Source organism: Mycobacterium shunyiense (assembly GCF_058270075.1).
In genome coordinates this window covers 749,972-764,299 of the sequence record NZ_JBZDPU010000040.1, presented here as the reverse complement: position 1 = coordinate 764,299, position 14,328 = coordinate 749,972, and the positions used below count along the sequence as shown (strand labels likewise).

The following is a 14,328-nucleotide window of genomic DNA, read 5'->3' as shown; positions in this document are numbered from 1 at the left end:
GGTCCACCATGGCCAACTTGGATCGCCGAAAAATGATGATGTTGTCAGGTCTGGGCGTGATGGCAGCGGCAATACCCGCCCCGCAAGCCCAGGCCCTCCCGACCAAGCCCCTGACACCACCTGTTCCCGCGCCGTCAGCGCCACAGGCCACGGTGAACTACGTGTTCGCGGACGAGTTCGACGGGGCTGCCGGCTCGTCGCCGAATACGTCGAAGTGGACCATCGCGAAGGCCCGGGAGACCATCAAGGACCCCACCTACTGGGAGGTGCCCGGCCGTATCGGGCAGTACCGCGATGACCGCAAGAACGCCTTCCTCGACGGCAAAGGGAATCTCGTCATCCGCGCCACGAAGGAAGGCGACACCTACTACGGCGCCAAGCTGGCGAGCGTGTGGGAGGGCGGCCCCGGGCATACGTGGGAAGCCCGGATCAAGTTCAACTGCCTGACCGCGGGCGCCTGGCCGGCCTTCTGGCTGGGCACCCTGGGCGAGGGTGAACTCGACATCGTCGAGTGGTACGGCAACGGCAAGTGGCCGTCGGCCACCACCGTCCATGCCAAGTCGAACGGCGGCGAGTGGGAGACCCACAACATCGCTGTCGACACCGGCTGGCACACGTGGCGCACCCAGTGGGACGCGAACGGCGCCCGGTTCTGGCAGGACTACACCGAAGGCGCGAAGCCCTACTTCGAGGTCTCGGCGAGCCAGCTGCCGGACTGGCCGTTCAGCCAGCCCGGTTACACGATGTTCGTCGTCTTGAACCTTGCGGTGGCAGGTTCGGGCGGAGAAGACCCCAGCGGCGGCACCTACCCGGCCGACATGCTCGTGGACTACGTCCGCGTCTGGTAGCCGCGGTAGCGCAACCGCTACTTGGGCGTGATGGTCTCCGCGAACGTGCCGTCACCCTTGTTCAGCCAGCTGATGGTGCCGTGCTGAAATTCGGTGACCCAACCGCCGTTGGCGACATCCGGTCCACCGCCGGTCTCGTCCTCGTCGCCGGTGGGGAAGCCCAGCTTGCCCGCCGGACCACCGTTTGCGGTGTAGACCCGCAGGATCTCGCCCTGCACCACGTGCGCGCCGGTCGACGGTGACGAGAAGATGGTGCCGTTGGCGAATGCCTGCACGGTGCCATCGCCCACCTTCTCCGGTTGCGCTGTCGGTAGCCCCAGCTTGGCTTCGCCGCCGGCATCGGAGTACTCCTCGGCGATGGGAGCGTCGAGTACCACCTCGCCGACACCGGGCGCATTCACGGTGCTGGGCGCGCCTTCGACAGCCGACGAGACCGCGCTCGAAGCGGAGCTGGCGCCCTCCTTGGCCTTGCTCGTGCCGGCATCGACGGCCGACGACGCGGCACTCGTCGCGCTGGACAAGGCGTCCTTGGTCTGGTCTTTTGCTTCCTGCGAGCACGCAATGGCCGTCGCGCCGGTGATGGCGAAAGCTGCAGCTAGCGCACCTGTGCGTTTGATCAGCTTTGGATTCATGTCCCGAACGTAACACCGGCGATACCGCGCTTTCAGCAAATGCCGAGATCCAACGGCGACGCCACCGCGGCTATCGTGAGGTAACGGCGAACGGAGGGCAGATGAGCTCGGGGACCCAACTCGACCGCACGGGTGCTGTGACCAGCGTGACCGAACACGCTGACCGCTTCACCATCGACGTCGATGGCAGGACGGTCGGGCTCGCCGATTTCCACGACCGTGACGGGCAGCGAATCTTTCCGCACACCGAGGTCGACCCGCAGTACCGCGGCCGCGGACTGGCGACGATCCTCATCGCCGAAGCCTTACGTTCGACGCGTGCCGCGGGGCTGCGCATCGTGCCCACCTGCTGGATGGTGGCCGAGTTCATCGACAAGCATTCGGAGTACGCCGACATCACCGACCGGTGAGAGTCCGCCCTCGGCGGGATCAACGCCGAGGCCGGCTAAACCTCCATCCGTGAACCGATGATCACGGTGCGGTCCGCAGGCAGGTTGAAATAGCCTGCGGCATCAGCCGTCAGAAGCGCGGTGGCGATGAAAATCCTTTTGCGCCAAGGCGCCATGTTGCGGTCGGGGCCCGCGACCAGTTCGAGATGCGACAGGAAGTACGAGGCGTTGTCGAGGTCGACGCCGCCCTCGGTTTCCGATGCGGGCACCAGTTTCAGTGCGGCGGGAACATCCGGCCGTTCCATGTAACCGGCGTGGATCGTGACGTGCAGAATGCCGTCGTCGCGGTAGCCGAGATCATCGACCGAAACGCGGTTCTCGTCCGGCACGCGCGGAACGGGTTCGGTCTCCACAGAGGCGATCAGGACGTGGTCGTGCACGACGTGGTTGTGGTCGACGTTCGCGCGCATGGCCAGCGGCACCGTGTCCTCACCGCGGTTGAGGAACACCGCCGTCCCGGGCATGCGGGTCAAAGGTGGCTGTTGGTGGGCGATCTCGTCGACGAACGGGCGCAGTGGTCCTTCGATTTCGAGGCGTGAGGCGGTCACCAATGCCCTACCGCGCTGCCAGGTGGTCATGACGGTGAAGGCGACGACCGCGATGACGAGCGGCAGCCAGGCGCCGTGGACCAACTTTGTGAGGTTGGCGGCGAAGAACAGCAGATCGACCACCAGCAAGGCGCCGCCACCGAGTACCAGCACCCACAACGGCCATCGCCACTGCTGCCGGGCCAGATACAGGAAGAGCAAAGTGGTGATGGTGATCGTGCCACTCACCGCCATGCCGAATGCAAAGGCCAGGGCCGCAGACGATTCGAACGCGAAGACGAGGGTCAACACCGCCACCATCAGCATCCAGTTGATCCACGGCACATAGATCTGGCCGATCGTCGACGCCGAGGTGTGCGCGATGCGCAGCCGCGGCAGGTACCCGAGCTGCACTGCCTGCGAGACCACCGAGAACGCTCCGGTGATGACCGCCTGCGACGCGATGACGGTCGCCGCCGTCGCCAACACCACCATCGGGATCTGCGCCCATTGCGGTGTGAGGAGGAAAAACGGTGCGCTGGACTTGGTCTCGTCGGCCAGGATCAACGCGCCCTGCCCGAAGTAGCTCAGCACGCAGGCCGGCAACACCAGACCCAGCCAGCCGACGGTGATCGCCCGTCGCCCGAAGTGGCCCATGTCGGCATAGAGCGCTTCCGCACCGGTCACCGACAGCACGATCGCGGCGAGCGCGAAAAAGGCGATGTGAAAGTGGCCCGCCAGAAAAGTGATTGCGTACCAAGGGGACAGCGCAGCCAGGATTCCGGGGTTGGCTGCAATACCGGCGACCCCACAGGCTCCGATCGCGGTGAACCAGGCGATCATCACCGGCCCGAAGAATCGACCGACGACCGCGGTGCCCTGCCGTTGAACGAGAAAGAGCCCGACGATGATCACCGCGGTGATCGGCACCACCCACGCTTCGAGGCCCGGTTCGATGACCTTGAGCCCCTCCACCGCCGACAAGACCGATATCGCGGGGGTGATCATCGAGTCACCGAAGAACAGTGCGGCCCCGAACAATCCGAGCGCCGCCAGAAACCATGTGGTGCGCCGACCTCGAGTCCCGGTGCCGCGGCGTAGCAGCGTGATCAGCGCCATGATGCCGCCCTCACCGTGGTTGTCGGCGCGCATCACGAGGGTCACGTAGGTCAGGGTGACGATCAGCATCACCGACCAGAAGACCAGCGACACGACGCCGTAGACGTTGGCGTCGTCCAGCGGTACCGGGTGTGGATCCGTCGGATTGAACACCGTCTGAATGGTGTAGATCGGGCTGGTGCCGATGTCGCCGAACACGACGCCCAGCGCACCGACGACGATCGCCGGCCGCAAAGGGTGAGCGGTGGTGGGCACGAAGGTCGACCGTCCTGTCAGAGTTGGATGAACTCAGATGCTTCGCTGATTCTGCATCCAGACCCTGTGACCGCGCTCAGGTATCGGTACCGACCAGAGTCATGATGGCTTCGGTCAACCGGTCCAGGTAGTCGTCGTCGGCGTCGACCTGCATGACCGACTGGCGCCAGTACAGGGCTCCCCCGATCATGTCGAGCGCAACATCGATGTCGGCGTCGTCGGCGATCTCGCCGCGCTGCCGGCCTCGCTCAAAAAGCTGAGCGGCCTTGAGACGCCGGGGTTCTCGGATCTGGCCGGCGATCGTGGCTGAATAGTCGGGATCGCGGGCGGCCTCGGCGAGCAGGTCCGGGATGATGGTGCGGGCCAGCCGATGCGTGAGCGCCTCGCGTCCGTTCCGCAGGTAGGCCCGGATGTCGCCTCGAAGGGTGCCGGTGTCGGGGACATCGATCGCTGCAACGGCCACCTTGGTCACCAGGTCGACGGCCAGGTCCTGCTTCGATTTCCAGCGGCGGTAGATGGCGGCCTTGCCGACTCCGGCCCGCTTGGCGACGGCGTCGACGGACAGCCGGCCGTAGCCGACGGCGGCCAGTTCCTCGAAGAACGCGGACTCGATCGCGGCGGTCACATCGTCGAGAAGGACGGGACCGCCGGAGGTCCGGCGCGCTGCTGTGGCCACGAGCCGATTCTACGAGACGGAACGGTTGCGTTCCGTTTAATCACGATCTAGCCTAATCGAGACGATGCAGTTCCGTTTCGTTAAGGAGAAGCCATGAAGTTCCTGTTCGACGACGAATCGTTCTCGTTCGAAACGCTTCGCGCAGCCGGGTACGCCAATGCCGGCGGCGCGGATCTGGGCGAGATCCTGGTGACCGCCCGAGCCATCCCCGAGGGTGACGAGGCCGCCTGGCATCGTGAATGGAAGGCGACCGCGCAGCGGGTCGAGGCCCTCGGCCGCCAATCGCTGGCCGCGGAGCATACGGTCAGCGCGCGTGAGGCGCTGCTGCGGGCGTCGAACTACTACCGCACCGCCGAGTTCTACCTCCGCGAGAATCCCTCCCATGATTCCGAGGCCAAGGAACTGTTCAACCGCTCGCGCGAGACGTTCCTGGAGTCAATGTCATTGTTCGGCTTCGGTTTCGAACGCATCGCCATCCCGTACCAGGACACCACGCTCCCCGGGTACCTCTACCGCGTCGACGACTCCGGAATCCCCCGCCCCACTGTCATCTTCAATGGTGGGTACGACTCCACCCTCGAAGAGTCCTACGTCGCACTCGCGGCCGGGGCCCTGGTGCGCGGGTACAACGTGCTGGCATTCGACGGACCCGGTCAGGGCGCCACATTGCGTGAGCAGGGCCTGACGTTCCGGTCCGACTGGGAGGCCGTGCTGACCCCGGTGGTCGACTTCGCCCTCACTCGGCCTGAGATCGCGCCGGAGGCGATCGGTGTCTTCGGCTACAGCCTCGGCGGTTATCTGGTGGCCCGCGCAGCGGCCTTCGAGAACAGGCTCGCCGCCGTCATCCTCAACGACGGTGTCTACGACTTCCACTCGGCCTTGACCAACATGATGCCGCCGTTCCTGTCCAAGTGGGTCGATGAGGGCAATGACGAGGCCGCCGAGGCGGTGCTCGGACTGCTGATGGCCGTCAACACCCAGACCCGCTGGGCGGTGCGAAACGGGCTGTGGTCCTTGGGAATCGACTCACCGGCCGAGCTGGCCCGGGCCTTCAAGGCCTACACGATCGCCGAGGTGGCCGACCGCATCACCTCCCCGGTCCTGGTGCTCGACGCCGAGAACGACCAGTTCTTCAAGGGTGAGCCGGCGCGGGCGGCCGAGGCGATGCTCAACGCGAAGACCACCCTGGTGACGCTCTACGAGGCCGACGGTGCGGGTGAGCACTGCCATATGGGTGCCGCATCGCGCGCGAACCAGGTCATGTTCGACTGGCTCGACGAACAGTTGGGCGCTCAGGCTTGAGGGGTCACCAAGTATTTCTCGCCGGTGGCCTTCTGCAGGTAGCTGTTGAACGCCTCGGGTTTGAGCATTCCGGCCAGTGAGACCTCTTGGGTGTACGCGCTCGCGAACGTCGTGGTCAGTTCCGCGGCGACGCGGGCGCGCAGCCGGGCGATGGTCTCCGGGCCGGCGCCGGCGAGGAACGGAGTGAGCAGCCAACCCCCGACGCCCCAGGCCATCCCGAAGTTTCGGGTCAGCACGGTGGGGCCGGTGTCGAGGCTGCCGTAGATGTACACCTGCTTGTGAACGCTCGACCCGTAGCGGGAGTACTGCGCGGCAGTCGCGTTGGCGGCCCGCTCCATGCCGTTGAGAATCTGGCTCGCCAACGTGCCACCGCCGGTGGCATCGAACGCCAGCGTCGCCGACGTCGCCTTGAGCGCCTCGACGAGATCCGTCTCGAACGACGGCGACGACGAGTTGCAGACATGGACCGCGCCGAGGCCGCGCAGGATCTCTTCCTGTTCGGCCTTGCGGACGACGTTGACCAGCGGCACCCCGTCAGCCAGGCACGCCTTGACGAGCATCTGGCCGAGGTTCGACGCCGCGGCCGTGTGCACCAGAGCCGAATGCCCTTCGCGGCGCATGGTTTCCAGCATGCCCAGCGCCGTCAGCGGGTTGACAAACGACGACGCACCGTCTTTGGCGCTGGCCCCCTCAGGAAGAACCAAGCACGCCTCGGCCTTGACCACCCGGTACTGCGCGTACATCGCGCCACCGGCGATCCCGACCGTCTTACCGAGTAGCGCTTGTGCCTGCGCCGACTCCCCCGCCGCCACCACCGTGCCCGCGCCTTCGTTGCCCACCGGAAGCGAGATGCCGACGCGTGCCGCCATCCCGGCCAGTGCCCCGTCGCGCAGAGGCGCGGTGACGACGGGCCGGTCCGGCGTGCCCGCGACCGTGGCCGCCGACATGTCGGCGGCGCTGGGAATCAGCAGACCCAGATCCGACGGGTTGATCGGCGAGGCTTCGACCCGGACCACCACTTCGTCCTGCGCCGGAGTGGGCACCGCAACCTCGTGCAGCGACAACTCGAGCGTGCCGTTATCGGTCACCAGCGACCGGAGTTCCAGGGCAGTCTTGGGCAGGGCTTCGGTCATGCTTGAACACTACGTCGATCACGCTGAGCTAGACCCGTTGTTCACCTCAGCGGTAGCCGGCAAGACCGTCAACAAGTTCTTCCTCGTCGCCGTCGCGGATTGCGTAGAGGGCTTGTTGCAGAGCGAATGTCTCGCGGATGGGGGCAATTCGATCGGCGAGCGCACGGCTTGACCAACTGCGTAGGGCGAGTACTCGCTCAAGAAACTCGCGACCGTAGCCGGCGCTGATCGCTGCGAAGTCCTCGGCCTGGTCACCGAGGGTTACCTCGTCCCAGTCGATGACTCCAGAAAGGTGTGGCACGCCATCCCGCCACTCCCACAACACATTCTCAGCACCGAGGTCACCGTGTACGACTGCTTGGGTGAGATGGGGAAGGTCGTCGAGTGCTGCGAGTTCTCGCTCAGCCCGTAGGCGCCCGTCGCCGGACATGAGCCCGAACAGCTCCGCGCGTACGCTCTCGGCGAATTCGCGCCATCGGCCTTCCGGGGCCTCAGGGAGCTCTGCTCGGACTGTCTCGTTGGTTCCTGCTCGGGCCAGAGCCGACAGCAACGTGGCGTACTCCCCCGCCACGGCTTCGACCACCCGGTCATCTTCGAGCGCGTCGTTTTCAAGCGGTTCCCCGGGAATTCTGCTGAGCAGTAGGAATGGCGTCTCATCCGCACCGCTCTGGAGGAGCGGTTCAGGTGTGCGGAAACCGAGCCCGAGGGCGGCGAGTGTGCGTAGTGAGGTCGCCCGCCCGGGCAGCCGGTCAGCTGCAGCGCGGGTGCGAGGAAGACAAACGACACAATCCGCTCCGATGACGACGATGTGGAATTGCCCTTGGCGTACCGAAAGGTCGTCGGGATGGTCGTCGGGCAACAGACGACGCAGCAGAGTTCGGTGTGCCGCAACGACGCTCATGAACCCCATGGTTCCACCCGGCGAACGCTACGAACGACTACGCAAGGTCGGCTACACCGAACATTTGTCCCCGGTGAACAGATCACAAGTCGTCTGTAGGCCGTTGAGTACGCCGGCGGGGATCGCGGAGATGAAGTCAGTGGCGCTGATGGCGTGCAGTGACGTGAGATCAGTGGCTTTTTGCGTGCCGATCAGCACCGCCACGGCGTCGCCCTTGTCGGTGGAGATGGTGAACGAGTCATCGCCGTCGCCGTACTGCCCGGCGCAGTCGGTGTGGCACGTCCCGGTGGTGGGGTCGATCTTCTCGTCGAACATGTCGTTGATCCACCCGGCGGACAGCTCACGCACGGCCAGCGGGTTCTGCGGCTGCGGGAACCCGGCGATGAGGTAAGCGGTGGCCTGAATCAACGGGTTGCCGCCCTGCATCGGGTCCATATGTACGCCGCCTTCGAGCACCACGCCGGTGAACTGCCCGGGTCGGGCTTCCGTGAGCTGGTCGTTGACGTCGCTGAACACGTTCAGGAAGTTCAGCGGCGCACCGATCTCGTAGATCGGGATGTAGTCGTTCGGGTCGTCGTCACTCGGGTCAGCGGTCCCGTTCGTCTCCAGTTGGTCGAGCCGCTCCATGGCGTCGGGAATGATCGAGCCCATCGGCACCGCGTCGTAGATCACCACGCCGGCAAGGTCGTTGGGCGCATCCAGCCCCTGATCGCGCCGGCGGGTCAAACCTTCGGCGTAGTACCCGGCGACCCCAGGGGCGAACCCGCCGCCCAACGAGTGTCCGACGAGGACGAACTGCGTCGGCACATCGAGATTCTCCGGCCGGCCGGCCTTCAGCTCCGCCGTGTCCATGCTGGCGTTGAGGGCGGTGCGGTCAGGATCGAGGAACAGCTGGGCGACCGCCTCGTGCAGATTGTCTCCACCGAGCCACATGCCGTCGGCCTCGAAGGGGTTCGACGTGAACGTGGTGGTGACGACGATGCTGTTGGTCGACTGGGCCAGATAGGAGGCGGTGTAGCTGTAGAGCGGCCCGTTGGCCAGGAAGCCGTGCTGCAGGTAGATCAACCGGGTTGGTGGCTCACCGTTGGCGGATGTGGGGAAATACCAGTTGGATTCGACTTCATGGCCTTCGGAGATCACCAGGGTGGAGGTGCTGACCTCGACCGAGTCACGCAGGCCCGGCGGGACCACCGGGTCGCCACCGACGATTCGTTCCAACGCGGCGACGGTATCGAACACGACACCGGTGATCACCGACAGCGGCTTGGGATAGTTCTGCGGTTCGGGATTGAGCGTCAGGGCGCCGAGGCTGCGAATCACATCGTGGATCGCCTCGATGGGATCACCGTGGGCCGGGGTGGCCGCGGCGAGGTCGACTACGCCTTCGGTTTTGGACTGTTCCGGGATGGCCGACTTCAAGACGTCCCGCAGCGTCCTCGTGACCTGGATATCGCGTTGTTGGGTTGCCGGTGCGGCACCCTCCACCGACGGATGGAGGCGCTCACGTTGCGCGGCAATGGCGGACCTGATGCTTATCGGCGGCCGGACCCGCACCTCGACGTCGCTCGAAGGCGCTTCAGCGTCGGGGCCGCCCACGACGCTCACCGGGTTCCGCTCGCCGCGGGTCGCCTGCCGAATCTCGTTGCGCACCTTGGCCTGGACTGAATCGGCGAGCTGGCGGATGGGCCGTTGAGTTTCAACCCTGCGCTGTTTGGTCGTGCGCTGGGTGTCTGTGGCCGCCGTCGATAGCGCCGCTGTCGGCCGCGGCTTCACCGCGCGTGGTTTCGGTTTCTGCGTTTTCTGGTTGGACGCGTTGTGTGTGGCCGCCGGCTTCGCATCGCGCTTTGACCCGCCGTCATCGTCGGCGTGTGCTGTCCCTGCGCCGGCGAGTACGGCCGCCGATAGTCCGGCTGTGAAAACTCCAGCACCCACCCACGCTGCGACACGCGTCATTAGTCCCCCCGTTACATCGAACTCGACCTTTGTCACGCTAGCGGGGGTCGGCGCTCCGTCGGACGGGATTCGGCGAGATCGCCTCGAGAGCCCTAGCCGAGTTCGAGCGAATCACGCGACATCCGGAAAAAGTGTCCGGTGCCGGTGTCGGTGCAGGTGACACCCGCGGGTTGCGACTCGCACTTCATCGGTCCGGCCGAGCGCGTCTGACCGTAGGCCAGCGTGGGCATTCCGTTGTCGAAGATGGTGTCGCCGTGGCAGTGCACCTCGGGAGTGCTGCCCGGTTTCAGGCTGACGCGGTCGCCCCAGTCCAGATGGCAGTCCGCGGGCTTGGCCGGCGGGGTGTAGGTGTGGTCCCGGATCTCGCAGACGACGCCGTTGCTGCCGTCGAAGCCGTTCGGGACCAGGCACCAGATGTTGCCCGACGGGGTGACGAACTTGGGTGGTGGCGGGCAGGCGTTCGCGGTGGTGGGAAGGGCGATGAGGGCGGCCGCCGCGGTGACGAACGGGATGAGGTGACGCGTTTGTGTGCTCATGGCGTCGAGCATGCGGGGACCGTCTTGCAGAATTCTCAATGGAATCTTGTGCTGAGTTCGTCGGCGGTGGCGGCCGATTCGGCGACGAGTTCCACTCCCCAGGCGAGCGCCGCACCTCGCCGCATGGCTTCGGCGTCACCGCTGGTCAGATAGGTCCTTGCGGCTACTGGGCCCGTCTGTGCGGGGGGATGGCGCGCGGCGATCGCGGCGGCCAGCCGCTCGACCGGGTCGATCAGCGTGGCGTCGGGCAAGGCGTCGGCGAACCAGTCGCTCGCGGCCGGGTAGTGGGTGCACGCCAAGACCACGGCCTGGGCTCGCTGCAGCGGGGCCACGATCCGGCGCAGGTCGGCGACGAATCCCGGTGAGCCGCTGCGGCCCGCCTCGATGTGGGCCGACAACGGTTGCGCCACCCGGGACAGCACCTCGCGACCGGGCCGGGCCAGCCCGCGCCGGTAACAGCCGCTGGCGATGGTGCGGCGCCCGCCGACGACACCGACGGGTCCTCGGACGTGGTCGGGCACCGACGCCAGGCCGTGACCGATGATGCCCTCCACCGGAACCGGCGCCCGGCTCAGGCGCGGAGCCACCGTGCTCGCCGCATTGCAGGCCAGCACTACTTCGGTGGCCCCGCGGCGAGCGAGCTCGGAGACCACGGCGCCGAGCCGGGCCGTCAGGTCCGGGCTGCGCATCCGGCCGTAGGGCGTGACTCCGGCGTCCGACCAGTACAGCACCGGCAATCCGGGCACATGCCGGTCCAGTTCACGCACCAGCCCGATGCCACCGATTCCCCAGTCGACGATGCCGAGGCACACAGGCGGCGTCATGGGTAGGTGAGCGGGGCCGTGAGCCCCTTGTCGAGGGGTCCGGAGTCGAAGGCCATCACCCGTTGTGACGGCGTCGCGGTCAGCAGCCGCAGCTGGGTGCCGGGGAACCGGCTGGCGAAGTACCAGCGGTACTCGTGTTCGGCGCGGATCGGATTGTGCCGCAACATCTCCCGCCATGCCGGATGGCTGGCCAGCGCGGTCAGATCGGCGGCGAACTGCGGTCGGGCCCGACGGGTGCGCACGTGCTCGAGCGCCGACCGGGCCAGCACCGGGAGTTCGCGAACCCGCATCGGGTGCTCCACCATGTCGACCACCCAGAGCTGTCCGCCTGGCGCCAGTACCCGGCGGATCTCGGCCATCACCGGATCCCAATCGAGATATCGGAACGACAGAAAGCAGATCACCACGTCGATGTGATCGTCGGGGAGGTCGAGCTGCGGACCATCGACAGCGGTGAACCGCAGCCGGGAGCGATGCCGGCCACGGTTGCGCGCCTGGGCAAGCATGCCCGAGGAGATGTCCACGCCGATGCCGAAGTCGAGGACGTCCTCGTCGTCCAATGCACGCAACAACGCGCCAGTGCCGCAGCCGATTTCAAGTACCCGTAGCCCCCGCCCGAGCTCAGCCCGGGCGTGTGCGGCGCGTTCGGACACCCACCGCCACTCGGTGCCGCGCACCCTGATGTCGGCGTACGCACGGTCATAGAGTTCGGCCACCGGATCGTACGAGCCGACGGAACCGGCGGGTTCGGGCAGGCTGAGCACCGGTGGCTGCGCTGCGGCTCCGAGGTACTTGCGGGCGGCGCCCAGTGGCCCGTGCGACTTCCGTCCCGGCACGTCGATCAGGTAGAGGTCGGGGCGGGTTACGGGACGGCCTCCCGCCCAGGAGAACCGGTCCTTGCGCGTCGACACCGTGGTGTAGTTGCGGTTTCCGAACGCGGGTACGCCGAACACGTTGGCGAAGAACGGCGCGAACCAGCGTGCGGTGCGGCAGGCATGAAAGTAGGCGCGGCCCGTTTCGGTGAACGGGATTGTCATCGAACGCCATTCGTGCGGTGAGAACTGCTCGGGCCAGTCGGTCGATCCGAACATCGGGCCGTACATTCCGGAATGGCTGATGAGGTGCAACTGGTCGATGACGCGGCCTGCCTCGGTCAGTCGGGTGAGCTGCGCGGTGAAGTCGGCCTTGTGATGCAGGCCCGACATGATGATCTCGGCATCGGGATGGGCGGCGGCCAGCTCACGCGCCATGGTCGCCGCGGCCACCGCGAACTCTGCCGATCCGCCCCGGTAGTGCGTGGTGTGGGCCACCCAGATCACCGGGGGCGCCAGTGTTTCGGGGGATATCTGGGCGAACGGGACGCGTGGGTGCGGCTCTTGCGGAATCCAGGCTCCATAGTTGCCGACCAACTCCAACATCTCGGAGCGATCCAGATCGAACACCCGCATGCTGGTCGCGGGCGGACTGTAGAAGTGCAGGGTCAATCCCCCATCCAAGCCGGCCATATCGTGGATCACCTCGCTGGTGATGCTCGTGACCTCGCAGGTGTGGTGCTCGGTGCTGCTGATGACGGACAACCGTGGACCGTCCCAGTCGAAGCGCCGCTCCTCGAACCGGCCTTGCAGGACGATGACGAAACCCCCTGCCCCGCCGTGGTCGTGGGGTGCGCAGCGCTGCCCGGGTCGCCACCGGGCCAGCATGATCTCGACCTCGTCATCGACGCGAAAGATCGTCCGGGAGTAGGGCTCACCGTCGTTCGGGTCGGCCGCCATGGCGGCCAGCGCCGTGCGCACACCGGTGACCCGGGCCAACAGGTCCGGCCCCGGGACCTCGCCCCTGGCCGCGACGCCGGCCAAGTCGTCGAGCAGCGAATCCAGTCCGGCAGCGTCGTCGTACCGAGCCGGGAGGTGCGAAATCGTGGTCATGCCGGAACGATGACGCCGACACCTTGCAGGATTCTCAACGGATCCTTGCGGTAGCGCCGCCCGGCGTCACAATGGGATGCGGACCGCGCCGAACACCGGGAAGGCAGGCGATGAGCGACACTGTGCTCGGGTTCGGCCTGCTGGGGCCGCTGCAGGTCACCGTGGACGACGCGAGTGTTGCGCTGGGCACGCCCAAACAGCGTGCGGTGTTGGCATTCCTGCTCATCAACCGCAATCGGGCGATCAGCACCGAATCGCTGATCGACGCCGTCTGGGACGGCGAACCGGTGCCCGCGGCCCGCGCCACCATCCACACGCACGTCTCCAACTTGCGCCGGCTGCTCCGCGGCTCCGACCGGGATACGCATGCCACGCTCGTCAAAGCGGCTCCCGGTTATCGGCTCAACGTAGCTGCCGGCAGGTGCGATCTGGACCGGTTCATCGCCGAGAAGTCCGCGGGGATAACCGCCGCTGCGGCAGGGCGGTTCGAGTCAGCCGGCACGCACCTGGCCGCAGCGCTGGCGCAATGGCGTGGCGACGTCCTCGAGGATCTCCGCGGATTCCGATTCGCCGACACCTTCGCCGCGGCCCTGACCGAGGACCACGTGGTGGTGCACACCAGCCGTGCCGAGGCCGAGATCGCCTGCGGACGCGCCGCAACCGTCATCGCCGATCTCGAAGACCTCGTCGCCAGGCATCCGTACCGCGAACCCGTATGGGCTCAACTGATCACCGCCTACTACCAAGCGGAGCGGCAGTCCGATGCGCTGGAAGCCTATCGGCGCGTCAAATTAGTGCTGGCCGACGAACTCGGCATCGACCCCGGGCCCACGCTCAGCGCTCTGCATGCGCGGATCCTGCGTCAGGAGCGCCTCGACATCCGGCAGGTCGCCATGGCCACCGCTGCGCGCACCGTCAGCGCCGGACGCACCGCCGTCGGCCGTGGTGCGTCGGCCGCCGCGCTGCACGATGCCGACGGACGCCGATACCCGTTGAAGCCGAACGTCACCCGCATCGGTCGGCTACCCGACAACGACATCGTGCTCGACGATGCCGAGATCAGCCGCCACCATGCCGTGATCATCGACACCGGAAGCAGTTTCGTCATCACCGACCTGCAGTCGGCCAATGGTGTGCAGGTGCGGCAGGAACACATCCATCCCAGCGCCACCGTCGGCGATGGCGACCACATCCGCATCGGCGGCCGCGAGTTCACCTTCGAACTTCAAAGCGCTGCACCGTGACATC

At 66.6% G+C, this 14,328-nt stretch carries 13 protein-coding genes; 4 read left to right on the top strand and 9 right to left on the bottom strand.

Going from position 1 to position 14,328, the window contains the following annotated elements; genetic code table 11:
- Nucleotides 1–8 precede the first annotated feature (8 nt).
- On the top strand, nt 9–848 hold the full coding sequence (locus AC4ELH_RS34260; RefSeq protein WP_498889326.1) for a glycoside hydrolase family 16 protein: 840 nt from the start codon (nt 9–11) through the stop codon (nt 846–848).
- A 17-nt stretch (nt 849–865) separates the two neighbouring features.
- Here the strand turns inward: AC4ELH_RS34260 and AC4ELH_RS34255 are convergent, their stop codons facing one another.
- On the bottom strand, nt 866–1,480 hold the full coding sequence (locus AC4ELH_RS34255) for an LGFP repeat-containing protein (RefSeq protein ID WP_448442161.1): 615 nt from the start codon (nt 1,478–1,480) through the stop codon (nt 866–868).
- Between the two features lie 101 nt (nt 1,481–1,581).
- Here AC4ELH_RS34255 and AC4ELH_RS34250 point away from each other — a divergent pair, with 101 nt between their 5' ends.
- A complete protein-coding gene (locus AC4ELH_RS34250; protein WP_064959691.1) occupies nt 1,582–1,890 on the top strand; it encodes a GNAT family N-acetyltransferase in 309 nt (102 codons plus the stop codon).
- A 35-nt stretch (nt 1,891–1,925) separates the two neighbouring features.
- Here AC4ELH_RS34250 and AC4ELH_RS34245 read toward each other — a convergent pair whose 3' ends face one another.
- Nucleotides 1,926–3,830, bottom strand: a complete 1,905-nt coding sequence (locus AC4ELH_RS34245) for a potassium transporter Kup (protein WP_498889323.1) — start codon at nt 3,828–3,830, stop codon at nt 1,926–1,928.
- A 76-nt stretch (nt 3,831–3,906) separates the two neighbouring features.
- On the bottom strand, nt 3,907–4,506 hold the full coding sequence (locus AC4ELH_RS34240; protein ID WP_064879526.1) for a TetR/AcrR family transcriptional regulator: 600 nt from the start codon (nt 4,504–4,506) through the stop codon (nt 3,907–3,909).
- A gap of 93 nt (nt 4,507–4,599) precedes the next feature.
- On the opposite strand from AC4ELH_RS34240, the gene AC4ELH_RS34235 reads away from it, so the two are divergent.
- On the top strand, nt 4,600–5,808 hold the full coding sequence (locus AC4ELH_RS34235) for an alpha/beta hydrolase family protein (protein ID WP_498889321.1): 1,209 nt from the start codon (nt 4,600–4,602) through the stop codon (nt 5,806–5,808).
- On the opposite strand, the gene AC4ELH_RS34230 is transcribed toward AC4ELH_RS34235, so the two are convergent.
- From AC4ELH_RS34230 to AC4ELH_RS34205, 6 genes are all read right to left on the bottom strand, one after another.
- On the bottom strand, nt 5,799–6,941 hold the full coding sequence (locus AC4ELH_RS34230) for a zinc-binding dehydrogenase (protein WP_463805463.1): 1,143 nt from the start codon (nt 6,939–6,941) through the stop codon (nt 5,799–5,801). The genes AC4ELH_RS34235 and AC4ELH_RS34230 overlap by 10 nt on opposite strands.
- 46 nt (nt 6,942–6,987) lie before the next feature.
- The gene (vph, locus tag AC4ELH_RS34225) at nt 6,988–7,842 is read right to left on the bottom strand and encodes a viomycin phosphotransferase (RefSeq protein WP_498889318.1); all 855 of its coding nucleotides are present in this window, start codon (nt 7,840–7,842) and stop codon (nt 6,988–6,990) included.
- Nucleotides 7,843–7,893: 51 nt separating this feature from the next.
- The gene (locus AC4ELH_RS34220; protein ID WP_498889316.1) at nt 7,894–9,795 is read right to left on the bottom strand and encodes a hypothetical protein; all 1,902 of its coding nucleotides are present in this window, start codon (nt 9,793–9,795) and stop codon (nt 7,894–7,896) included.
- A 92-nt stretch (nt 9,796–9,887) separates the two neighbouring features.
- The gene (locus tag AC4ELH_RS34215; protein WP_498889314.1) at nt 9,888–10,331 is read right to left on the bottom strand and encodes a DUF6636 domain-containing protein; all 444 of its coding nucleotides are present in this window, start codon (nt 10,329–10,331) and stop codon (nt 9,888–9,890) included.
- Between the two features lie 35 nt (nt 10,332–10,366).
- The gene (locus AC4ELH_RS34210; protein WP_498889312.1) at nt 10,367–11,155 is read right to left on the bottom strand and encodes a glutamate racemase; all 789 of its coding nucleotides are present in this window, start codon (nt 11,153–11,155) and stop codon (nt 10,367–10,369) included.
- Nucleotides 11,152–13,080 carry a methyltransferase domain-containing protein gene (locus AC4ELH_RS34205; RefSeq protein WP_498889310.1) on the bottom strand — a complete coding sequence of 643 codons (1,929 nt, stop codon included), beginning with the start codon at nt 13,078–13,080 and terminating at the stop codon, nt 11,152–11,154. Before AC4ELH_RS34205 ends, AC4ELH_RS34210 begins: the two co-directional genes overlap by 4 nt.
- Nucleotides 13,081–13,190: 110 nt before the next feature.
- Between AC4ELH_RS34205 and AC4ELH_RS34200 the strand changes: the two genes are divergently transcribed.
- Nucleotides 13,191–14,324, top strand: a complete 1,134-nt coding sequence (locus tag AC4ELH_RS34200) for an AfsR/SARP family transcriptional regulator (RefSeq protein WP_498889308.1) — start codon at nt 13,191–13,193, stop codon at nt 14,322–14,324.
- The last annotated feature ends 4 nt before the right edge of the window (nt 14,325–14,328 follow it).